Raw genomic sequence first — 20435 nt, 5'->3', positions numbered from 1 at the left:
ATGCCCCCGCCCGCCGGGATCAGGCCCGCCAGTTCTGTCGTCCGGTACGGCACACTGGAGGTTTGGCTTACCGAAAGGGCGCAGGTGTGAACGGACCCCTCATCGTCCAGAGCGACAAGACTCTTCTCCTCGAAGTGGACCACGAGCAGGCGGACGCATGCCGTCGCGCCATCGCGCCCTTCGCGGAGCTGGAGCGCGCGCCCGAGCACATCCACACCTACCGGGTCACCCCGCTCGGTCTGTGGAACGCGCGGGCCGCGGGACACGACGCCGAACAGGTCGTCGACGCTCTGGTCGAGTTCTCGCGTTACCCCGTCCCGCACGCGCTGCTCGTCGACGTCGCCGAGACGATGGCCCGCTACGGCCGGCTCACCCTCTCCAAGCACCCCGTCCACGGCCTGGTGCTCACCAGCAGCGACCGGCCGGTCCTGGAGGAGATCCTCCGCTCGAAGAAGGTCCAGCCGCTGGTCGGCGAGCGGCTCGACCCGGACACGGTCGCCGTGCACCCCTCCGAGCGCGGTCAGATCAAGCAGACGCTGCTGAAGCTGGGCTGGCCGGCCGAGGACCACGCCGGCTACGTCGACGGCGAGGCGCACCGCATCGACCTCGACGAGACGGGCTGGGCGCTGCGCCCGTACCAGAAGCAGGCCGTCGAGGGCTTCTGGCACGGCGGCTCGGGTGTCGTCGTGCTGCCCTGCGGCGCCGGCAAGACCCTCGTCGGCGCAGGCGCCATGGCGCAGGCCAAGGCGACCACGCTGATCCTGGTGACCAACACGGTCTCCGCCCGCCAGTGGAAGCACGAGCTGGTGAAGCGGACGAGCCTGACCGAGGAGGAGATCGGCGAGTACAGCGGGACGAGGAAGGAGATCCGCCCGGTCACCATCGCCACCTACCAGGTGCTGACGACCCGGCGGAAGGGGATCTACCCCCACCTGGAGCTCTTCGACTCCCGCGACTGGGGCCTGATCCTCTACGACGAGGTGCACCTGCTGCCCGCGCCGGTCTTCAAGTTCACCGCCGACCTCCAGGCCCGCCGCCGGCTCGGTCTGACCGCGACGCTCGTCCGCGAGGACGGCCGGGAGTCGGACGTGTTCTCGCTCATCGGCCCGAAGCGCTTCGACGCCCCGTGGAAGGAGATCGAGGCGCAGGGTTACATCGCGCCCGCGGACTGTGTCGAGGTCCGGGTCAATCTGACCGACTCGGAGCGGCTCGCGTACGCCACCGCCGAGACCGAGGAGAAGTACCGCTTCTGCGCCACCACCGCGACCAAGCGGAAGGTGACGGAGGCCCTGGTCGCCAAGCACCGCGGCGAGCAGACGCTGGTGATCGGCCAGTACATCGACCAGCTCGACGAGCTCGGCGAGCACCTGGACGCGCCCGTGATCAAGGGCGAGACGTCCAACGCCCAGCGGGAGAAGCTCTTCGAGGCGTTCCGGCAGGGCGAGATCTCCGTCCTGGTCGTCTCGAAGGTCGCGAACTTCTCGATCGACCTGCCGGAGGCCACGGTCGCCATCCAGGTGTCGGGCACCTTCGGCTCCCGTCAGGAAGAGGCCCAGCGCCTCGGCCGGGTGCTCCGCCCGAAGGCCGACGGCCACGAGGCACGGTTCTACTCGGTGGTCGCGCGGGACACGATCGACCAGGACTTCGCGGCGCACCGCCAGCGCTTCCTGGCCGAACAGGGCTACGCGTACCGGATCATGGACGCGGACGAGCTGCTGCGCTGACGGCACCCCCGCGCCAGCGCCAGCACCGCGAACCCCAGCAGCGGGTACGGGGACGCCAGTATCTGCTGCCACCAGGGCAGCCGCAGGTCGAGGTCCCCGTGGTGCGGCACCAGCCACAAGGTCCGCGCCATGAAGACGGCGGCGACCACCGCGGCCGTGCGCATCCGGTTCTCCGCGATCAGCAGGGCCAGCAGCGGGACGCACCACACCCAGTGGTGCGACCAGCTGATCGGGGAGACGAGCAGGGCGGTCGTCGCGGTGGCCAGGACCCCCCACGGTCCGTCCGCGCGGACGGCGATCCACAGCCCGGCGACGGCGGTGAGGGCGGCGGCGAACAGCCACACGGCCCCTGGTTCGCCGGTGTGCAGCAGCCGGGCGAACAGTCCCTGAAGGGACTGGTTGTCGATGATCCACGCCTTGCCGACCCGGTCCGTCTCGAAGATGCGCCGGGTCCAGAAGTCCGCGCTGGCCTGCGGCAGGACGAGCGCGCCCAGGGCCACGGTGCCGGCGAACGAGCCGAGTGCGGTCAGTCCCGCCCGGACCCGGCCCGTGATCAGCAGATGGACGACGAACACCAGCGGCGTGAGCTTGATGCCCGCGGCCACCCCGATGGCGAAGCCCTTTCCGATGGCCGCCTCGTCGCGGGACAGGTCCCAGAGCAGCAGGCAGACGAGGGCGAGATTGATCTGTCCGAACAGGACGGTCTGGAAGACGGGTTCGAGCCACAGGCCGGCGGCCACGGCGGCCAGGACCAGCGGGGTCCGGGCGGGCAGGCCCGCGAAGCGGCAGGAGAGCCGCACCAGCAGGGCGAGCAGCAGAACGTTGCCGACGGCGAAGACCACCTTGAGCGCGGGGACGGGCAGCCAGGTGGTCGGTACGAAGAGGATTGCGGCGAAGGGCGGATACGTGGCGGGCAGACGCCACCGGGTGACGGTGAACCCGTAGAGATCGGTGCCGTTGGCGACGGCTGCTCCCTCCGCCCGGTACACGAGTGTGTCGGCCATCGGGATGCGCTGGGCGATGCAGAGTCCGGCGAGCGCGGCGAGGGAGACGGCGAGAGCGATCGAGGTGACTGCGGTAAGTAAACGAGGGGTCACGTTCCGGTACTTCACGGCCGCGACCCTAGTGGATCAACGGCGGCGGACGCCCGCTTCCTCCGCGTACTCACCGAGGACGGCGACGCTGAAGACGGCCTCGGCGAAGACCTTGACGGCACGCAGGGCGTTGCCGACGCGGTGCGGGGAGTGCGGGGCTCCGGTCGCGGTGGCTCCGTGATGGGGTGGAGGGACATGGGCTGCTGGGGTGAAGGTCGCTGTACTCATACCTCCATGATGGGATTCCCGGGCGCGCAGAACATCGATCCATGGACTGAACCCTGCGGATGCGCGTGTACGACTCCAGACAGAGGCCGTCCCCTACGGGGAGGACGCTCTCGCGTAGTACTCGCACGGCCGGGCGTCGCCCTCGCGCGGCCCCGCACAGCCCCGCGTCGCCCTCACGCGAAATTCGGTCGCCCGCGTCCGCCGCGCTGATCTAAACTCCTCCGTCTTGCCCGCCTCCCGCTGAGGAGCGCCACCGCCCGGTCGGAAACCGGGTGGTCTGCCTGCCCAGATCCCTGCCGTAGCCGCCGGAGGCGACCCGTGCCCGCGCACGCCCCTGTACCCGACTCTGCCGACACCGACCCCCTGTCGCGTGAACGTGCCCACCTCTCCGCCTCGCGCGACGCCCTGCGTGTCATGCGGGAGGACGTCCAGGCCCTCGACATCAAGGACGTCACCGCGAACTGGGTGAACGCGGCGGTGCTGGAGGCGCAGATCGACGAGCGCATCAAGGCGCTCGCCGACCTCTCCCACACCCCGCTCTTCTTCGGCCGCGTCGACTACCTCCACACCACACAGGAGGGGCAGCGCTTCTACATCGGCCGCCGCCATGTGCACGACGTGGACGGCGATCCGATGGTCGTCGACTGGCGGGCACCCGTGTCGCAGCCGTTCTACCGGGCCTCGAAGAAGGACCCGCTGGACGTCGCACTGCGGCGGCGCTTCGGCTACACGGCCGGCGACCTCACGGCGTACGAGGACGAGCACCTGAGCGATCCGGCCGAGGCGGAACGGACCAGCAGGCTGCTCCAGGCGGAGATCGAACGGCCGCGTGTGGGGCCGATGCGGGACATCGTCGCGACCATCCAGCCGGAGCAGGACGAGATCGTACGGTCCGGCCTCGGCGGCACGGTCTGTGTGCAGGGCGGCCCCGGCACGGGCAAGACGGCCGTCGGTCTGCACCGGGTGGCCTATCTGCTGTACGCGCACCGGGAGCGGCTGGCGAGGACGGGCACGCTGGTCGTCGGGCCGAACCGGTCCTTCCTCCACTACATCGAGCAAGTGCTCCCGGCACTCGGTGAGTTGGAGGTGAAGCAGGCGACCGTCGACGACCTCGTGGCGCATGTGGACGTACGCGGGACCGACGAGGCGGCGACCGCCGTCGTCAAGGGCGACGCGAGGATGGCCCAGGTGCTGCGCCGGGCCGTCCGCTCCCATGTCACGCTCCCCACCGAGCCGCTGATGGTCGTCCGCGGCTCCCGGCGGTGGCGGGTGCCCGCCTACGAACTCGAGGAGATCGTGCGCGAGTTGCTGGACCGGGACATCCGCTACGGCGCCGCACGGGAGGCGCTGCCGCAGCGCATCGCGCACACGGTGCTGGTCCGTATGGAGCAGGCGGGCGAGGCGCCGGACGACCGCGTGCAGGACGCGGTGGCGCGCAATCCCGCGGTGAAGGCGGCCGTCAAGGCGATGTGGCCGCCGGTGGACCCGGCGAAACTGGTGCTGCGTCTGCTGTCCGACGCGGACTTCCTGGCCGTGCACGCGGAGGGTGTGCTGACCCTCGACGAACAGAAGAGAATCCTGTGGCAGAAGCCGCCGCGGAGCCTGCGGACGGCGCGCTGGTCGCCGGCGGACGCGGTGCTGATCGACGAGGCGACGGACCTGGTGGCGCGGACGCACTCGCTGGGTCATGTGGTCCTCGACGAGGCGCAGGACCTCTCCCCAATGCAGTACCGCGCGGTGGGCCGGCGCTGCACGACGGGCTCCGCCACTGTGCTGGGCGACCTGGCACAGGGCACCACCCCCTGGGCGACGGAGAGTTGGCAGGAGGCTCTGTCCCACCTGGGCAAGCCGGACGCGGTGGTGGAGGAACTGACGGCGGGCTTCCGTGTGCCGCGCGAGGTCATCGCGTACGCCTCCCGGCTGCTCCCGCACATGTCGCCCGGACTGCGGGAGGTGAGCTCCGTGCGGGAGTCGCCCGGCTCGCTGACGATCCGTGAGGTGACGGACCTGGACGCGGCGGTGGTGGCGGCGTGCGAGGAATCGCTGCGCCACGAGGGCTCGATCGGCCTGATCGCGGCGGACGGGCGCATCCCGGCGCTGAGCGAGGCACTCGCCGCGGCGGGCCTGACGTGGCTCACCCCGGGATCGGAGACGACCCTGACGTCCCGGCTCACGCTGGTCCCGGCGTCGCTGGCGAAGGGTCTGGAGTACGACTACGTCGTCCTGGACGACCCGTCGTCGGTGGTCTCCGCGGAACCCGACGAGCGCACGGGCCTGCGCCGGCTGTACGTGGCCCTGACCCGCGCGGTCTCGGGCCTCACGGTGCTGCACAGGTCGCCCCTGCCGGCCCAACTCGCCTAGCAGGGACGGCCCGCGCCCGGTGGGGGCGGCGCGGGTCTGTCCGTCGGACGCGGGCCGGGAACGCAACCAGGGTCTGTCGATTGGATCAGGCCGGGTCAGTGAGTGGGGTCCCCCCACGGATGGGGGTACCGCCCGTGCCCGGACGGCTACGGATGGGGGCACCTCCCGTGCCCGGAGGGCTACGCGTCGAGCGCCCGGCGCCACTCCTCGACGGCCGCGGGCGCCACCGGCCTCTCCCAGCCGTCCGGCCGCGCCGCCCCGCCGATGTGGAACGCCTCCACGCCCGCTTCCCGCAGTACCGGCAGATGCTCCAGCCGCAGCCCGCCGCCCACCAGGATCTGCGGCTCGTAGCCCGGTTCGCCCGACCTCCGGGTCTCCGACAGCAGTGTCGGCAGGCCGTCGTCGACCCCGTCGGGCGATCCCGCGGTCAGATATGTGTCCAGGCCCGGCAGATCCGCCAGTTGCTTGCGCAACGAGTCCCGGTCGGCGGCACGGTCGATCGCACGGTGAAAGGTCCAGCGGCAGCCGGGCAGTTCGGCCATCAGCCGCTCCACCGTCACCAGGTCCGGGTTGCCGGCCTCGTCGAGGAAGCCCAGCACGAACTGGTCCGCGCCCTCGGACCGCAGGCCGCCCGCCGCCCGTACGAGGGAGTCCACGTCGGCCTGCGAGCCCGCCGAGAAGCCGTCCGCGAGGCGGAGCATCACGCGCAGCGGAATGTCCACGGCGTCACGGATGCGGGCGAAGGTCTCCCGCGACGGGGTCAGCCCGTCCGCCGCCATGTCAGTGACCAACTCCAGCCGGTCCGCCCCTCCGGACTGCGCCGCGACCGCGTCCTGCGCGTCCAGAGCGATCACCTCCAGGACTGCACGGTTGCTCATGTGACCCCATCCTCCAGGGAGACGGCTCATATAGGTCTAGTCCAATGCCAGCGTAATGCGCATGTACCACGAAAGCAGCTGCACCCGAGGATCCGCGCCGGGCGAACCGCCGGCGCGGGGTGTGCATAACCGCATGAGGTACCCCATAGGGGCATGAGCCAGTGGTCGAGCGGGGCGTGAGCCGTTGGTCACGCCCCGCGTGGACCGGGTCCGCGCCCGGCCGTGTCGCCCGGGGCTCAGCCCCCGAGGCCGCCGCTGCCGAACGAGCCGCTGTGCGCGTTCTTCCCGTGCAGGGGCCGCTCGTCGGGCCCCTTGCCGGTGCTGTGCGTGCTGTGCGTCCGCATGTTGTACGGAAGGAGCCGGTCGTCGCCCTTGTGCGGGAAGGTGTCGTCGTCCTCCTCGCGGACCTCCTCGATGTGCTCGCGGTGGTCGGGCACCGTGGGCTGCTCCTCGGGGAGCGGCGGGACGAGCTGCTCCCGGCGCCTGCCGTCCCACCACATGGCCCCCGCCAGGAGACACACCAGGATGAGCCCGAAAACGATCATCACTGCGATCATGGCGTCTGCCTCCGCCTCACTGGTCGACACACATGCCTTTGATCCCATTATCTCCCGGTATGGCCACTTCACTCCGCCGCGGAGGCAGCAGCGGCAAAAGCAGCCGGTGGCGGCGCACTGCCCGTGTCAGTCGAAGAAGACCAGCTCCTGCTCCGTCGCCCCCGTGAGCTCATAGCGCGTCCCGGTCAGCGGCCGGGCCGCCACCAGCCGGACCAGGGTGGCCGCCGACCCGCTGTAGACGGCGGGCTCCGGGCTGTCGGAGCCGAGCACCAGCGGTGCGTCGTGCCCGTCGAGCCGGGCGAGCAGAGGCAGCGACTTGTGCGCCCGGGTCAGAGCGGCCAGCAGGGCGAGCGCATGGGCCATCCCCTCCCCCTCGTACGCCCCGGGCTCACCGAGAGCCGCCCGCACATCACCGGCGTGCACCCACTCGCCGAGCGCGATCTTGTCCAGCATCCCGTGTCCGGCGGCGGCCATGACCTCGCCCGCCTCGGTCATCCCGCGCTCCAGCTCGTCGACGACGCGGGCGTTCGTCCACTCCGCACGCTCGGCGATGTCGCGGTCGTTGGACGCGGGCGTGAAGACGCCCTCCTCGAAACGGTTGTCCACCACGCGCGTCAGCGCCGAGCTGCAGTGGGCCAGCACATGCCGCACCGTCCAGCCGGGGCAGCAGGTGCGCAGGGCGAAGTCGTCGTCGGGGCGGGCACGCAGCAGCGGGACGAGGGCGTCGCGCTCGGTGCGCAGCAACAGGCCGGGCAGCTCGGGATCGCGTACAGATTCCATGCGCCCAGCCAACCGCATGGCGGCGAACGCCTCCAGGGGCCGGATCGGCCCGGCGGGACGCGAAGGGCACGAACTACAGTCGGCACATGACCGCCGATCTCCGCGAACGCTGGACCGAGGCCCTGCTCGCCGCCCGCCGGGGCCCGTCCGCGGCGAACGCGCCGGACCCCCTGCCGTACGCCGAGAATCTGCTCGCACGCTGGGCCGAACCGCAGCGCCGCTATCACACCACCGCGCATCTGACCGCGGTCCTGGACCACATCGACACGCTCTCCGAGCACGCGGCCGACCCGGATCTGGTGCGCCTCGCGGCCTGGTTCCACGACGCGGTCTACTTCCCCGACCGCTCCGAGAACGAGGAGCGTTCGGCCCGCCTCGCCGAACGCGCCCTTCCCGAGGCCGGCCTCTCCCCCGAGGCGACCGCTGAGGTCGCCCGCCTGGTGCGCCTGACCATCACCCACGCCCCGGACGACGCCGACGCCAACGGCGCGGTCCTGTGCGACGCGGACCTGGCGATCCTGGCCTCCGGCCCGGAACCGTACGCCGCCTATGCCGCCGCGGTCCGCGAGGAGTACGGCTTCGTCCCCGAGGACGCCTTCCGTACGGGCCGCGCGGCGGTGCTGCGCCAACTGCTGGAGCTGCCACGGCTGTTCCACACCCCGCACGGCGAACGCGTGTGGGAACCGGCCGCCCGCCGCAACCTCGGGACGGAGCTGGAGCTGCTCGGCGCCGCCGGCTGAGCGCCGCATCGGCACGGCCCCGGCCCCTGCGGGAATGCAATCAGCGATACAGGTCGTTGCTGCTGTCATGCCCGAATCCGCCGAGCGCCGTTCCCGTATGCCCCTCGCCGTCTACATCCTGGGGCTGTCCGTCTTCGCGCTCGGGACGAGCGAGTTCATGCTCTCCGGGCTGCTGCCGCCCATCGCGGACGACATGAACGTCTCCATCCCCCGGGCCGGCCTGCTCATCTCGGCCTTCGCGATCGGCATGGTCGTCGGCGCGCCCCTGCTCGCGGTGGCCACGCTGCGGCTGCCCCGCAAGACCACGCTCGTCACCCTGATCTCGCTCTTCGGACTCGGCCAGATCGCGGGTGCCCTGGCACCGACGTACGAGATCCTCTTCGCGTCGCGGGTGGTCAGCGCCCTCGCCTGCGCGGGCTTCTGGGCGGTGGGCGCCGCGGTCGCCATCGCGATGGTGCCGTTCACCTCGCGCGCCCGCGCCATGGGCGTGATGATCGGCGGGCTGTCCATAGCCAACGTCCTGGGCGTCCCGGCGGGCGCGTTCCTCGGGGAGCACCTGGGCTGGCGTTCCGCGTTCTGGGCCGTCGCCGCCGCCTCCGCGATCGCGCTGGCCGGTGTCGTGACCCTGATCCCGCGCATCCCGCTGCCCGACGAGAAGCCGCGGCTGCGGCGTGAGCTGTCGATCTACCGCGACCGTCAGGTCTGGCTCTCCGTGGCGATCACCGCACTCGCGGCGGGCGGTGTCTTCTGCGCCTTCTCCTACCTGGCGCCCCTGCTCACGGACGTCTCGGGCCTGGACGCCGGCTGGGTGCCGAGCGTGCTCGCCCTCTTCGGGATCGGCGCGCTGATCGGTACGACGGTGGGCGGCCGGGTCGCCGACGCGCACCTCTTCGGTGTCCTGCTGAGCGGCATCACCGCCTCGACGGTCCTGCTGGCGGCGCTGGCGCTGTTCGCGCCCAACCCGGCGGCGACCGTCGTGCTCACGCTGCTGCTCGGCTTCTCGGCCTTCTTCACCGCCCCGGCCCTCAACGCCCGCATGTTCAACGTCGCGGGTGCGGCGCCCACGCTGGCGGGCGCGACGACGACCGCCGCGTTCAACGTGGGCAACACGGGCGGCCCCTGGCTGGGCGGCACGGTGATCGACGCGGACTTCGGCTTCGCCTCGACGGCGTGGGCGGGCGCCGCGATGACGATCGCCGCGCTGGCCCTGGTCGGGATCTCTCTGCGTCTGCACGGCAGGTCGCGCGTGATCGCCTCCTCCACGCGACACGAGACGGCGGACGTGCCCGGCACCGTGCCCGGGGTCGGCGTCTGTCGCCCGACCACCGATTGACGCGCCGGCGCGAGCACGCTCTTCCGGCCGCGCGGCGGCCGCCTGTGTGACCGCGCGCCGGACACCCTTGACGCCCCTCCGGCGGCACACCGGCAGCCGGTCCGGCGCTCAGATCGCGCGGCCCTTCGGCCGCCGCAGCCCCGCCCGCGTCAGCAGGCCGACCACCTCACGGCTCGACACCTGCACCGCGCCCGCCGCCACCGCGTCCCCGTAGCGGTGCGAGGGGACGTCGTAGTGGTCCCGCTCGAAGGCGGTGGCCGGGCAGCCGATCGACTGCGCGAACGCGTGCAGCTCCGCGAACGAGACGTCGCTGATCAGGTGCGACCACATACGGCCGTGGCCCGGCCACGTCGGCGGATCGATGTACACCGTCATGCCAGACCGCCGACCCGGGCCACGACCACGCCCGCCTTGCCGCAGACCCAGTGCGGGTCCGCGCCCAGCTCCGGCTCCACGTCCAGGGCGTGCGGGTCACCGGCGTCGCAGACCGGGCACAGCGGCCAGCGGCCGTACCGCTCCAGGAGCGCGTCCTGGACATCCTGCGCGACCAGACCGGCGACGTACTCGACACCCTCCGGCCACTGCTCCACCCACCAGCGGCGGTGGGTCACGGCCTCCTCGACCAGGGACACCACCGCGGCGTCGGCCACATCGCGGGCGGCGAGGTCGGCGAGGACCAGGGAGCGCGCCGTGTGCAGGGCCTGCTCGATCGGGTTGGCGTCGTCCATGCAGACATTGTCACCCAACCGGCCCTGCGTCCGGGGGGCCGGTGTGATGCATCCGCCCAGCTCTCCGCCGCGGAGGGGGGTTGACGACCGGCGAAAAGCGAAAATATCTTTCAGAGGTGACCAATCCAGTGAAGGAAATTTTCAGCGGCGATGCTCCGCCCGCCCCCGCCGCCCTCGCGGCGAAGGTGCGGACGCTCACGCCGTCCATGACCCGCTCCATGCAGCGGGTCGCCGAAGCCGTCGCCGAGGACCCGGCGGGCTGCGCGGCCCTCACGGTCACCGGTCTCGCGGAGCTCACGGGCACCAGCGAGGCCACCGTGGTGCGCACCGCCCGTCTCCTCGGCTACCCCGGATACCGCGACCTGCGCCTCGCACTGGCCGGTCTGGCCGCCCACCAGCAGTCCGGCCGCGCCCCCAGCGTCACCGCGGACATCGCCGTCGACGACCCCATCGCCGACGTCGTCACCAAGCTCGCCTACGACGAGCAGCAGACCCTCGCGGACACCGCCGCCGGGCTCGACACCGTCCAGCTGGGCGCGGCGGTCTCCGCCGCGGCCACCGCACGCCGCATCGACATCTACGGCGTCGGCGCGTCCTCGCTCGTCGGCATGGACCTCGCCCAGAAGCTGCTGCGCATCGGCCTGATCGCCCACGCCCACAGCGACCCCCACCTCGCCGTCACCAACGCCGTGCAGCTGCGCTCCGGCGACGTGGCCATCGCGATCACCCACTCGGGCTCCACCGGCGATGTCATCGAACCGCTGCGGGTCGCCTTCGACCGCGGGGCGACCACCGTCGCGATCACCGGCCGCCCGGACGGACCCGTCTCGCAGTACGCCGACCACGTACTGACCACGTCCACCGCGCGCGAGAGCGAGCTACGCCCGGCCGCGATGTCCTCGCGCACCAGTCAGCTCCTCGTCGTCGACTGCCTGTTCATAGGCGTCGCGCAGCGCACGTACGAGACGGCGGCCCCTGCCCTCGCCGCCTCCTACGAGGCCCTCGCGCACCGGCACAGCCCGCGCTCCCGCTGATCACCCCCCTCATGAGAAAGCCGAGCCGCACCTCCATGACCTCCACGTCGCCCGCATACGGCGAACTCCGCGCTCAGCTGGCCACGCTCACCACCGAGGCGTTCCGGCCGGAGCTCGCCGACATCGACCAGCAGTCCACCCTCGAGATCGCCCGCATCATGAACGGCGAGGACCGCACCGTCCCCGACGCGGTCGCCGCCCAGCTGCCGCGGATCGCCGCCGCCATCGACGCCACCGCGGAGCGCATGTCCCGCGGCGGCCGGCTGGTGTACGCGGGCGCGGGCACGGCGGGCCGGCTCGGCGTGCTGGACGCCAGCGAGTGCCCGCCCACCTTCAACACCGACCCCTCCGAGGTGCTGGGCCTGATCGCGGGCGGGCCCTCCGCCATGGTCAAGGCCGTGGAGGGCGCGGAGGACAGCAAGGAACTGGCCGCCGCCGACCTGGACGGGCTCCGGCTGACCGCCGATGACACCGTCGTGGGGATCTCCGCATCGGGCCGCACCCCGTACGCCATCGGCGCCGTCGAGCACGCACGCGCCCTCGGCGCACTGACCGTCGGACTCTCCTGCAACGCGGACAGCGCACTCGCCGCGGCCGCCGACCACGGCATCGAGGTCGTCGTCGGACCCGAACTGCTGACCGGCTCGACACGGTTGAAGGCCGGTACGGCGCAGAAGCTCGTCCTCAACATGATCTCGACGATCACGATGATCCGGCTCGGCAAGACGTACGGAAACCTCATGGTCGACGTCCGCGCCTCCAACGAGAAGCTGCGGGCCCGCTCGCGGCGGATCGTGGCGCTCGCCACCGAAGCGGCCGACGAGGAGATCGAGGCGGCGCTCGCCGCCACGGACGGCGAGGTCAAGGAGGCGATCCTGACCATCCTGGCCGGTGTGGACGCCGCCACGGCCCGCCGTCTCCTTGACGAATCCCGGGGCCACCTCCGGGCCGCACTGCAGTCCGCTCTCTGATCCGCCCCTCCCTGGCACGTCCCCCGCCCCCGCACAGCAAGGCACCCGCACCATGAGCACGATCGATCACAAGGCGACGGCGGCAGCGATCCTCCCCCTCGTCGGAGGCGCCGCCAACGTCACGTCCGTCGCCCACTGCATGACCCGTCTCCGCCTCGGTCTGCGCGACCGTTCCCTCGTCCGGGACGAGGAACTCACCGCGCTGCCCGCCGTCATGGGGGTGGTCGACGACGACACCTACCAGATCGTGCTGGGACCGGGCACCGTCGCCCGCGTCACCCCCGAGTTCGAGGCACTGATCGCGGAGGCGCCGGTCACCGCGGAAGCGCTCGCCGACCGGGGTGCGGCCATCAGGGCGGAACGGAAGTCGCGCAACTCCACCCCCTTCAAGCTCTTCCTGCGGAAGATCGCGAACATCTTCGTCCCGCTGATCCCCGCCCTCATCGGCTGCGGCATCATCGCCGGTCTCAACGGCCTGCTCATCAACCTGGGTTGGCTGCCGTCCGTCACCCCCGCGCTCGCCGCCATGGCGAGCGGCTTCATGGCGCTGATCGCGGTCTTCGTCGGCTACAACACCGCGAAGGAGTTCGGCGGAACCCCGATCCTCGGCGGCGCGGTCGCCGCGATCATCGTCTTCCCCGGCGTCGCCAACATCGAGGCCTTCGGCCAGAAGCTCTCCCCCGGCCAGGGCGGAGTGCTGGGCGCGCTCGCCGCGGCGATCCTCGCGGTGTACGTCGAGAAGTGGTGCCGCCGCGTGGTGCCGGCCTCCCTCGACGTCCTGGTCACCCCGACGCTGACCGTTCTCGTCTCCGGCCTGGTCACCATCTTCGGCCTGATGTTCGTGGCCGGTGAGATCTCCACGGCCATCGGCGACTTCGCCAACTGGCTGCTGGCCAGCGGCGGAGCGGGCGCCGGCTTCGTCCTCGGCGGACTCTTCCTCCCGCTGGTGATGCTCGGCCTCCACCAGGCGCTGATCCCCATCCACGCCACGCTCATCGAGCAGCAGGGCTTCACGGTCCTGCTCCCCATCCTGGCGATGGCGGGCGCGGGCCAGGTCGGCGCGGCGGTCGCCGTGTACGCCCGACTCCCGCACAACACCTCGATCCGCAACACCATCAAGTCCGCGCTCCCCGCGGGTGTCCTGGGTGTCGGCGAGCCCTTGATCTACGGCGTCTCGCTCCCGCTGGGCCGCCCGTTCATCACGGCCTGCATCGGCGGCGCGTTCGGCGGAGGCTTCGTGGGCCTGTTCAACATGCTGGGCGACAAGGTCGGTTCGACGGCCATCGGCCCGTCGGGCTGGGCCCTGTTCCCGCTGGTCGACGGAAACAAGGGCCTGGGCGAGACGATCGCGATCTACGCGGGAGGGCTGCTGGCCGGGTACGCGGTGGGCTTCCTGGCGACGTACTGGTTCGGCTTCACGAAGCAGATGCTGACGGACCTGAACGCGGCGCCGGTGGAGGATGCGCCGGACGCCAAGCAGCGGGAGTTCAGCCCGGCGGGCGTCTGACGACATCAAGCCCCGCCGGGACCTGCGGCCGCACATTCAAGCCCCGTCGGCGATTGAGGCGCGGGGTCCGGGGCAGCGCCCCGGCGGACCGCCCGCGGCTCTCGTCGCACGGCACACCCTGCGGGCGTGTCCTCAATCGCCGGACGGGCTGGAATTACCTGCCCCGCACAAAATCAAGCCCCGCCGGGGCATCTGGCCGCACATTCAAGCCCCGCCGGCGATTGAGGCGCGGGGTCCGGGGCAGCGCCCCGCCGACCACCCGCGCCTCTCGTCGCACCGCACACCCTGCGGGCGTGTCCTCAATCGCCGGACGGGCTGGAATTACCTGCCCCGCACAAAATCAAGCCCCGCCGGGGCATCTGCCCGCACACATCAAGCCCCGCCGGCGATTGAGGCGCGGGCCCGGGGCAGCGCCCCGCCGACCACCCGCACCCTCTCGTCGCACCGCACACCCTGCGGGCATGTCCTCAATCGCCGGACGGGCTGGACGTGCCCGCTGCCGCACGCTCCTCCATCGTCACCCTCCCCTGACGAATCACCGCCACCCGCCTCGCCCGCCCCGCCAGCGCCGAGTCGTGCGTCACCATCACGAAGGTGAAGGCGTGTTCCTGCCACAGGGACTCCAGCACCTCCATGATCTCGTCCCGCATCGACTCGTCGAGGTTTCCGGTGGGCTCGTCCGCCAGCAGCACCGCCGGCCGCTTGACCAACGCGCGGGCGATCGCGACCCGTTGCTGCTGACCGCCCGACAACTCACCCGGCAGATGTCTCAGGCGCTCCCCGAGCCCCACCGAGCCGAGCGCCTCCGCGGCCCGCTCCCGCCGCTCGGCCGTCTTCAGGCCGAGCGGCACCAGCGCAGTCTCCACGTTCTCCTGCGCCGTGAGCGTGGGGATCAGGTTGAAGCTCTGGAAGACGAACCCGATCTTCTCCGCACGGACCCGGGTCAGCCTCGCCTCCGGCAGGGTCGCGAGATCCGTCCCGTCCAGGACCACGCTGCCCTCCGACGGCCGGTCCAGCCCGCCGAGCATCTGCAGCAGCGTCGACTTGCCGCCGCCGGTCGGGCCCTGGATCACCAGCCGACCGCCGTCCTCGATGGTGAGGTCCACGCCCGCCAGTGCGTGCACCGTGTCCTTGCCGCGCCGGTAGCGCTTGGTGACGCCACTGAGCTCGTACATCATCAACTCCTGTTGCACATGGATGAGAAGGGCTGCTGCGGTCGCCGCGTCACTCGACGCGGCGCAGCGCGTCGGCGGGGCGGAGCCGGGACGCGCGCCAGCCGCCGAAGCCCCCGGCCACGAGTCCTCCCGCCACGGCGAGCGCGACGGCGAGACCGATCGTGGTCAGCGAGACCGGCGCGGTGAGCGCGATGTCGAGCGCACGGGACGCGGAGCCGGGACCGCCCTGGCCCGCCGGACCGGCGCCGAACATCCGGCCACCGCCCGCCCCGCCACCACCACCGCCGAGCTGCGCGGTCAGCGTCGGACTGAACGTCGTGATCAGCCACGCTCCGGCGAGCCCCAGCGCGATGCCGAGCGCACCGCCGAACAGCCCGTTGACCAGGGCCTCCCCGGCCACCTGCCGGGTCACCCGGCCGCTCTTCCACCCCAGGGCCTTCAACGTCCCGAACTCCCGCACCCGCCGGCTCACCGCGGACGAGGTCAGCAGCCCGGCGACCAGGAACGCGGCGACGAGCACCAGGATCGACAGCCACTTGCCGACCCCCGAGGCGAGGTCGGACGCGGTGGACAGGGACCCGGAGACGGTGTCGGCCAGATCAGCCGATGTCGTCACGGTCGTACCCGAGATGTTCTTCTGGATCGTCTGCTTCACCGCGTCGATCCGCTGCGAGTCCTTCGCCCGGACATAGACCGTGGTGACCTTGTCCTTGGCGCCGGCCAGCGACTGCGCCTGGGTGAGCGGCAGATACACATTGGCCGCGGCGTCCCCGCTGTCGGCCGTCGCGATACCGATGACCTGGTACGGGATCTTGGAGATGGTGAGCGTCTTGCCGACGCCGAGACTCTTCTCCTTGGCGTACGCGCTGTCGAGCACCACGACCTTGGCGTTGGTCTCGGTCGCCTTGAACGTACGCCCGGAGGTGATCTTCGACGAGGTCAGCGGGCCGAGGTCCTGCTCGGTGACGTCCGTCCCGTACGCGGTGTACGAGTCGACGTCGAAGGCAGCACCGCCGCCCTGCACTTCGCCGCCACCGCCGCCACCGCCACCGGGTCCACCCTGTGGCGGCTGTGCGGGAGCGGCCTCTCCGCGCCTGAACTGCCCGTTGACCTTCATGACCCGCACGCTCAGGCCGCCCACGGCGTCTCCCACGCCGTCCTGCTTGCCGACCTGCGCGACGGTCGACGAGGCGAGTGTCTCGAAGCCCTGGACCATCACCAGGTCCCGCGCCTGCTCGGCGGTGTCGTCGTTGTCCTGCGCGTCGAACTCGAACCGGGGCCGCCGCGTCGTCTCGCCCTCCCCGGGCGGCGCGGCGGCCTTGGTGACGGTCATGTCCGTGCCCAGCCCGTACAGCGATTCCAGGACCTTGTCCTGGGCGCGATTCATCCCGGACGAGACCGAGTTGACCACGATGACCAGCGCGATTCCGAGAGCGAGTCCCGAAGCGACGACGAGCGCCGCTTTTCTGCGGCGGCGCAGTTCGCGCCGGAGGTAGGTGAAGAACATGGCTGGAAGTTAGGCGGGTGGCGTGATGGCCGGTTGAGTGCGCGGTGAGAGAAGCATGAGAACGCCTGAGCCGCCCTCACCACCCGTTCACGGCAGCCGGCCCTCCGCGTTGAGCTGCCGCACCCGCGCCCTCAGCACCTCGGCGGGCGGCGCCGGCCGTACGTCCTCGGGCGGGCAGTCCCACTCCCGTCCGCCGCCCACGGGCCGCAGCTGCACACAGGTACCGACGCGGCCCATGACCAGCCCCACGCGCCCGTCCCGGACATCGACGGCGTACGTGCCCGCCTCCGGCACCTGCCCGCTCACTTCTCCAGCCCCTGAAGCACCGCCGCCAGCCGCAGCGCGGTGTCGAGGTTGCAACGCCCCAGCTCCACCAAGGGATACGGCGCCGAACTCGCCAGCGACACCAGATCGACCCGTAGCGACGGCAGCGTCACCGACACCACGTCGAGGCCCTGCCGCAACTGGGCCACCACCTCCTCGGCGGCCCGCAGCCGCTCCGCCGAACGCACCACCATGACCAGGCACCTCCACACTCAGTGTTCGCTTTCCTCACCCAGCGTGTCCGTCACTGGCTAGCCTGAACAGTGACGGCGGCCCAACAACGCGACCTGTCGGCCAGGGAGTTGTCTTGCCAGGACCCAAGGATCTCGATCCCTCCTCATCCCCCCGCGCCCTGCTGGGCGCCGAGCTGCGCCACGCACGCGACCAAGCGGGTCTCACCCAGGACGAGTTGGGCAGACCGCTGTTCGTCAGCGGCTCGTACATCGGCCAGATGGAGGCGGGTACGCGCAGGATGCTGCCCGAGTACGCGCACCAGATAGACGAGATCCTCGGGACGAACGGGTTCTTCACCCGCAACTGCGAGGTCTCCAACAAGTCGCGCTACCCGGACCACTTCGCCGAGGCGGCGGAAGCGGAGGCGACCGCGACGACGATCCGGGAGTACGCGCCGCTGTTGGTGCCGGGGCTGCTTCAGACGGAGGCGTATGCGCGGGCAGTGTTCCGGGCGTATCAGCCGACCGCCGCCGAGGACGTCATCGATGAGCTGGTGGAGGCCCGGCTCGACCGGGCGCGGCTGCTGACCCATCCAACAAAGCCTCAGTTGTGGGCAGTTCTCGACGAGGCGGTGTTACGGAGGAAGGTCGGCGGGACGGCAGTGATGGCGGAGACGCTGGAACATGTGGCGGGGCTGGCGCGGCGGCACCGCATCATCGTGCAGGTGCTGCCGTTCGCGGCGGGTGCGCACGCGGCTTCTGATGGCGGCCTCAAATTGATGACATTCCCCGATGCGCCACCGCTCGCCTACGTCAACGGTCTGGGAACCGGCCAGTTGGTGGATGATCCGGCCACGGTCACTCGCCACGAACTGTCTTACGATCTGGTCGGGGCCACCGCACTGTCACCGGAAACGTCCTTGGCCTTGATCTCGTCAGTGGCGGAGGATTACGCACATGAGGATCAGCAACCCTGAGTTCGACCTGGCAACAGCGGTCTGGCACAAGTCCAGCTACAGCGGCGGCGACGGCGGCAACTGCCTGGAGATGGCCACCTGGCGCAAGTCGACCCACAGCGGCGGCGAAGGCGGCAACTGCCTCGAAGTCGCCGACAACTCCCCCGGCTTCGTCCCCGTACGTGACTCCAAGAACAGCGGCGGCCCCGAACTCATGTTCAGAGCCGCCGCCTGGTCCGCCTTCGTCGCCGGTCTGAAGCGCGACTAGCAGGCCTTGTCGCGGGCCGGGCGTTCGCCGGTGAGCAGGAAGGTGGTCACGGCGTCGTCCCCGCAGGCGTTGCCGTTGGCGACGTAGGCGCCGTGGCCCACGGTGTCGACCGTGACCATCCGGGCCCGCGCGCCGAACGCCTCGCGCATCTTCAGCGCACCGGCGAGCGGTGTGGAGGGGTCGCGCCGGGTCTGGATCATGAGGACGTTCGAGGGGCCGCCGTCCGGGGTGATGCGGGTGGGCCGCTCGCGCGGCTTGTCCTTCCAGAAGGCGCACAGCCAGATGTTCCTCGGCATGCCCGCGGTGAGGGGGTACTGCGCACGGCTCCTGGCGACGTCGCGGGCGTAGGGGGCCGGGTCGGTGGCCGGCCAGGCATCGACGTCGTTGCAGATGGTGGCGCCGGTGACGGCGACCGAGTTCTGCATGACCTGGTCCGGGGGCGTGTTCGCGGCGGGGAGTTCACGGCCGTCGCGGGCGGCGGCCATCAGCTTGGCCAGCGCGGGGAATCGCGTGACGGAGTAGAGGCTGTCCAGCAGGGTCTGCCGCAGGACGTTGCCGTTGAGTTCCGCCGGGTTGGCGCCGGCCCACGGGATCGGTGCACGGTCGAGGCGGGTGGCGAGCGCGAGGAACATCGGCCGGACCTCGGCGGGCGTCGCGGCGAGGCGGTCGGGGTTGGCGGGGTCCGCGGCCCAGGCGGCGAAGTCGGGGAAGGCGTCCTCGACGGCGATCTCGTAGTTGGCGAGCCAGCCGCGGGCCACCCGCTTCGGGTCGGGGTCGCCGCTGCTGTCCAGGACCCAGCGGTCGGTGCGGTGGGGGAACATCTGGGCGTAGACGGCTCCCACGTACGTCCCGTACGACAGACCCCAGGCGGACAGCCTGCGCTCGCCGAGTGCCTGCCGGATGCGGTCGATGTCCCGGGCCTCGTTGCGGGTGCTGATGCTGCGCATCACCTCGCCCCCGTTCGTGGCGCAGGCGGCGGCGAGGCGGCGGGCGGTCTCGGTGTTCTTGTCGATGCTGCCGTCCGCGGCGGGCCATCCCCTGACGTTCACCAGGGCGAGGTCGTCGTGGGTGAGACCGCAGCTCACCGGTGTGCTGCGGCCGACGCCGCGCGGGTCGAAGCCCACGATGTCGTAGGCGTCGCGCACCGACTGGGGCAGCTTCTTCCCCTTGCCCGAGGGATCGTTGATGCTGGAGCCGCCGGGTCCTCCGGGGATGATCAGCAGGGTGCCACGTCGTCTGTCGGGGCTCTCGCTGCGGATGCGGGAGACGGCGAGGGTGGTCTGCGGCCCCCGGGGTTTCGCGTGGTCGAGCGGTACGGAGATGTCCGCGCACTCCTGGCGCGGGTCGAGTCCCGTACCGGTGCATTTCTCCCAGCGGACTGCCGGGTCCGGCCGGGGAGTTGAGGCCGAGGCGGGCGCCGGGAGGGCGAGGAGCGTCGTCGCCAGGACCGGGAGGGTGAGCGCCGCCGCGGTGAAGCCGGATGTCGTACTGCCGAGGATTCGCATGTGATGACCCTCGCGGAACCGGCGCCCGGCTCCCACGGTGCCTCCTGGCCTGTTCCCAGGGGGGTTTGCCCCACCCGGCCGGTAGGGCCGCGCCCGCGGTGGCCGATGTCCGGCACCCACCCGCGGCACTGCGCTGCGCTCATACAGCGACGGCCGGCGGGCCGTCCCTCCTCGAACGACCTTTCCAGAGAGAGGAACACCGATGCGCAAGCGAATGCTCGGAACCCTGGCCGCGGTCGCGGCCTTCGCGGGCGTGCTGGGGAGCGCGCCGGCCGCCTCGGCGGCACCGAATCCGCCGGGGTGCGGCAAGGGCTACTTCTGCATCTACTCGGACCTGATCCAGGAGGGCAGGCTCGTCGCGAAGTCGGACCGCAACTGGTCCGGCAGGGCCGTGGGCATGTCCATCTTCAACAACGGCACGCCCTTCCCCGGCCAGGACCACATTCAGGTCGAATGGGGCTGGGCGGACGGCAGCGGCGGCACCTACACGAGCTGCCTCCACTTCAACCCCGGACCGGGCAACTACTCCCAGTCCTTCGGCGCGGACGTCGCGTTCACGAAGGTGACGTGGCGCGGCGAGTGCTGAGGCGCC

The 20435-nt window shown here is 71.4% G+C and carries 22 protein-coding genes; 10 read left to right on the top strand and 12 right to left on the bottom strand.

The features are described 5' to 3' along the window. The first annotated feature begins 86 nt into the window (after positions 1-86). Positions 87-1724 carry a DNA repair helicase XPB gene (locus RPQ07_RS20600; protein ID WP_313945637.1) on the top strand — a complete coding sequence of 546 codons (1638 nt, stop codon included), beginning with the start codon at positions 87-89 and terminating at the stop codon, positions 1722-1724. Here the strand turns inward: RPQ07_RS20600 and RPQ07_RS20595 are convergent. Together RPQ07_RS20595 and RPQ07_RS20590 are read right to left on the bottom strand one after the other, a co-directional pair. Further along, a complete protein-coding gene (locus tag RPQ07_RS20595; protein WP_313948959.1) occupies positions 1682-2728 on the bottom strand; it encodes a glycosyltransferase 87 family protein in 1047 nt (348 codons plus the stop codon). The genes RPQ07_RS20600 and RPQ07_RS20595 overlap by 43 nt on opposite strands. Positions 2729-2854: 126 nt before the next feature. Next, entirely contained in the window at positions 2855-3046 is a 192-nt protein-coding gene (locus RPQ07_RS20590; RefSeq protein ID WP_313945636.1) for a hypothetical protein, read from the bottom strand. Positions 3047-3364: 318 nt separating this feature from the next. Between RPQ07_RS20590 and RPQ07_RS20585 the strand changes: the two genes are divergently transcribed. Further along, positions 3365-5407, top strand: coding sequence for a HelD family protein (locus tag RPQ07_RS20585; protein ID WP_313945635.1), 2043 nt, complete (start codon positions 3365-3367; stop codon positions 5405-5407). 179 nt (positions 5408-5586) lie between these two features. On the opposite strand, the gene RPQ07_RS20580 is transcribed toward RPQ07_RS20585, so the two are convergent. The 3 genes from RPQ07_RS20580 to RPQ07_RS20570 all read right to left on the bottom strand — a co-directional run bounded on the left by RPQ07_RS20580 (position 5587) and on the right by RPQ07_RS20570 (position 7622). Beyond that, a complete protein-coding gene (locus RPQ07_RS20580) occupies positions 5587-6285 on the bottom strand; it encodes a copper homeostasis protein CutC (protein ID WP_313945634.1) in 699 nt (232 codons plus the stop codon). Positions 6286-6521: 236 nt separating this feature from the next. After that, complete coding sequence (locus tag RPQ07_RS20575) at positions 6522-6842, bottom strand: DUF6479 family protein (RefSeq protein WP_413777758.1); 321 nt, start codon at positions 6840-6842, stop codon at positions 6522-6524. Between the two features lie 126 nt (positions 6843-6968). Next, positions 6969-7622, bottom strand: coding sequence for a maleylpyruvate isomerase family mycothiol-dependent enzyme (locus tag RPQ07_RS20570; RefSeq protein ID WP_313945632.1), 654 nt, complete (start codon positions 7620-7622; stop codon positions 6969-6971). Between the two features lie 86 nt (positions 7623-7708). Here RPQ07_RS20570 and RPQ07_RS20565 point away from each other — a divergent pair, with 86 nt between their 5' ends. Next, the gene (locus RPQ07_RS20565) at positions 7709-8362 is read left to right on the top strand and encodes a hypothetical protein (protein ID WP_313945631.1); all 654 of its coding nucleotides are present in this window, start codon (positions 7709-7711) and stop codon (positions 8360-8362) included. A 97-nt stretch (positions 8363-8459) separates the two neighbouring features. Further along, the gene (locus RPQ07_RS20560) at positions 8460-9695 is read left to right on the top strand and encodes a Cmx/CmrA family chloramphenicol efflux MFS transporter (RefSeq protein WP_313948958.1); all 1236 of its coding nucleotides are present in this window, start codon (positions 8460-8462) and stop codon (positions 9693-9695) included. Positions 9696-9803: 108 nt separating this feature from the next. Here RPQ07_RS20560 and RPQ07_RS20555 read toward each other — a convergent pair whose 3' ends face one another. Continuing rightward, positions 9804-10070: a DUF4031 domain-containing protein gene (locus RPQ07_RS20555; protein WP_313945630.1), complete on the bottom strand. Its 267-nt coding sequence runs from the start codon at positions 10068-10070 to the stop codon at positions 9804-9806. Further along, a complete protein-coding gene (locus tag RPQ07_RS20550; RefSeq protein WP_313945629.1) occupies positions 10067-10423 on the bottom strand; it encodes a hypothetical protein in 357 nt (118 codons plus the stop codon). The genes RPQ07_RS20555 and RPQ07_RS20550 overlap by 4 nt, the downstream gene beginning before the upstream one ends. Before the next feature lie 116 nt (positions 10424-10539). Here RPQ07_RS20550 and RPQ07_RS20545 point away from each other — a divergent pair, with 116 nt between their 5' ends. From RPQ07_RS20545 to RPQ07_RS20535, 3 genes are read left to right on the top strand one after another with little or no spacing between them, the layout of a single operon-like run. Beyond that, entirely contained in the window at positions 10540-11457 is a 918-nt protein-coding gene (locus RPQ07_RS20545) for a MurR/RpiR family transcriptional regulator (RefSeq protein ID WP_313945628.1), read from the top strand. Between the two features lie 11 nt (positions 11458-11468). Continuing rightward, positions 11469-12428, top strand: coding sequence for an N-acetylmuramic acid 6-phosphate etherase (murQ, locus tag RPQ07_RS20540; RefSeq protein ID WP_313945627.1), 960 nt, complete (start codon positions 11469-11471; stop codon positions 12426-12428). Between the two features lie 52 nt (positions 12429-12480). After that, positions 12481-13935: a PTS transporter subunit EIIC gene (locus RPQ07_RS20535; protein ID WP_313945626.1), complete on the top strand. Its 1455-nt coding sequence runs from the start codon at positions 12481-12483 to the stop codon at positions 13933-13935. A 467-nt stretch (positions 13936-14402) separates the two neighbouring features. Here RPQ07_RS20535 and RPQ07_RS20530 read toward each other — a convergent pair whose 3' ends face one another. The 4 genes from RPQ07_RS20530 to RPQ07_RS20515 form a co-directional block, all read right to left on the bottom strand. Continuing rightward, positions 14403-15110 (bottom strand): ABC transporter ATP-binding protein, encoded by a 708-nt coding sequence (locus RPQ07_RS20530; protein ID WP_313945625.1) that lies wholly within the window; start codon positions 15108-15110, stop codon positions 14403-14405. Between the two features lie 49 nt (positions 15111-15159). Further along, a complete protein-coding gene (locus RPQ07_RS20525; protein ID WP_313945624.1) occupies positions 15160-16617 on the bottom strand; it encodes an ABC transporter permease in 1458 nt (485 codons plus the stop codon). Between the two features lie 87 nt (positions 16618-16704). Further along, positions 16705-16923: a hypothetical protein gene (locus tag RPQ07_RS20520; protein WP_313949148.1), complete on the bottom strand. Its 219-nt coding sequence runs from the start codon at positions 16921-16923 to the stop codon at positions 16705-16707. Then, positions 16920-17135, bottom strand: coding sequence for a hypothetical protein (locus RPQ07_RS20515; RefSeq protein ID WP_313945623.1), 216 nt, complete (start codon positions 17133-17135; stop codon positions 16920-16922). The genes RPQ07_RS20520 and RPQ07_RS20515 overlap by 4 nt, the downstream gene beginning before the upstream one ends. A gap of 113 nt (positions 17136-17248) precedes the next feature. On the opposite strand from RPQ07_RS20515, the gene RPQ07_RS20510 reads away from it, so the two are divergent. After that, on the top strand, positions 17249-18091 hold the full coding sequence (locus tag RPQ07_RS20510) for a helix-turn-helix transcriptional regulator (RefSeq protein ID WP_313945622.1): 843 nt from the start codon (positions 17249-17251) through the stop codon (positions 18089-18091). Further along, positions 18072-18338 (top strand): DUF397 domain-containing protein, encoded by a 267-nt coding sequence (locus tag RPQ07_RS20505; RefSeq protein ID WP_313945621.1) that lies wholly within the window; start codon positions 18072-18074, stop codon positions 18336-18338. Before RPQ07_RS20510 ends, RPQ07_RS20505 begins: the two co-directional genes overlap by 20 nt. Here RPQ07_RS20505 and RPQ07_RS20500 read toward each other — a convergent pair. Next, positions 18335-19843, bottom strand: coding sequence for an alpha/beta hydrolase (locus tag RPQ07_RS20500; protein ID WP_313945620.1), 1509 nt, complete (start codon positions 19841-19843; stop codon positions 18335-18337). The two genes, RPQ07_RS20505 and RPQ07_RS20500, sit on opposite strands and share 4 nt — an antisense overlap. Positions 19844-20045: 202 nt before the next feature. On the opposite strand from RPQ07_RS20500, the gene RPQ07_RS20495 reads away from it, so the two are divergent. Continuing rightward, complete coding sequence (locus RPQ07_RS20495; protein ID WP_313945619.1) at positions 20046-20429, top strand: hypothetical protein; 384 nt, start codon at positions 20046-20048, stop codon at positions 20427-20429. The last annotated feature ends 6 nt before the right edge of the window (positions 20430-20435 follow it).

This window comes from Streptomyces sp. AM8-1-1, assembly GCF_032229325.1.
Classification (GTDB): Bacteria; Actinomycetota; Actinomycetes; order Streptomycetales; family Streptomycetaceae; genus Streptomyces; species Streptomyces achmelvichensis.
The sequence above is the reverse complement of the archived record's forward strand: the minus strand, read 5'-3'. Positions and strand labels throughout refer to the sequence as shown.

Bases quoted from the DNA above. Each gene is read 5' to 3' on its own strand.
- RPQ07_RS20550 (WP_313945629.1), bottom strand. From the start codon at position 10,423: ATGGACGACGCCAACCCGATCGAGCAGGCCCTGCACACGGCGCGCTCC.
- RPQ07_RS20580 (WP_313945634.1), bottom strand. From the start codon at position 6,285: ATGAGCAACCGTGCAGTCCTGGAGGTGATCGCTCTGGACGCGCAGGAC.
- RPQ07_RS20570 (WP_313945632.1), bottom strand. From the start codon at position 7,622: ATGGAATCTGTACGCGATCCCGAGCTGCCCGGCCTGTTGCTGCGCACC.
- RPQ07_RS20525 (WP_313945624.1), bottom strand. From the start codon at position 16,617: ATGTTCTTCACCTACCTCCGGCGCGAACTGCGCCGCCGCAGAAAAGCG.
- RPQ07_RS20530 (WP_313945625.1), bottom strand. From the start codon at position 15,110: ATGTACGAGCTCAGTGGCGTCACCAAGCGCTACCGGCGCGGCAAGGAC.
- RPQ07_RS20535 (WP_313945626.1), top strand. From the start codon at position 12,481: ATGAGCACGATCGATCACAAGGCGACGGCGGCAGCGATCCTCCCCCTC.
- RPQ07_RS20595 (WP_313948959.1), bottom strand. From the start codon at position 2,728: ATGGCCGACACACTCGTGTACCGGGCGGAGGGAGCAGCCGTCGCCAAC.
- RPQ07_RS20560 (WP_313948958.1), top strand. From the start codon at position 8,460: ATGCCCCTCGCCGTCTACATCCTGGGGCTGTCCGTCTTCGCGCTCGGG.
- murQ (WP_313945627.1), top strand. From the start codon at position 11,469: ATGAGAAAGCCGAGCCGCACCTCCATGACCTCCACGTCGCCCGCATAC.
- RPQ07_RS20590 (WP_313945636.1), bottom strand. From the start codon at position 3,046: ATGAGTACAGCGACCTTCACCCCAGCAGCCCATGTCCCTCCACCCCAT.
- RPQ07_RS20565 (WP_313945631.1), top strand. From the start codon at position 7,709: ATGACCGCCGATCTCCGCGAACGCTGGACCGAGGCCCTGCTCGCCGCC.
- RPQ07_RS20515 (WP_313945623.1), bottom strand. From the start codon at position 17,135: ATGGTGGTGCGTTCGGCGGAGCGGCTGCGGGCCGCCGAGGAGGTGGTG.
- RPQ07_RS20575 (WP_413777758.1), bottom strand. From the start codon at position 6,842: ATGATCGCAGTGATGATCGTTTTCGGGCTCATCCTGGTGTGTCTCCTG.
- RPQ07_RS20505 (WP_313945621.1), top strand. From the start codon at position 18,072: ATGAGGATCAGCAACCCTGAGTTCGACCTGGCAACAGCGGTCTGGCAC.
- RPQ07_RS20500 (WP_313945620.1), bottom strand. From the start codon at position 19,843: ATGCGAATCCTCGGCAGTACGACATCCGGCTTCACCGCGGCGGCGCTC.
- RPQ07_RS20495 (WP_313945619.1), top strand. From the start codon at position 20,046: ATGCGCAAGCGAATGCTCGGAACCCTGGCCGCGGTCGCGGCCTTCGCG.
- RPQ07_RS20555 (WP_313945630.1), bottom strand. From the start codon at position 10,070: ATGACGGTGTACATCGATCCGCCGACGTGGCCGGGCCACGGCCGTATG.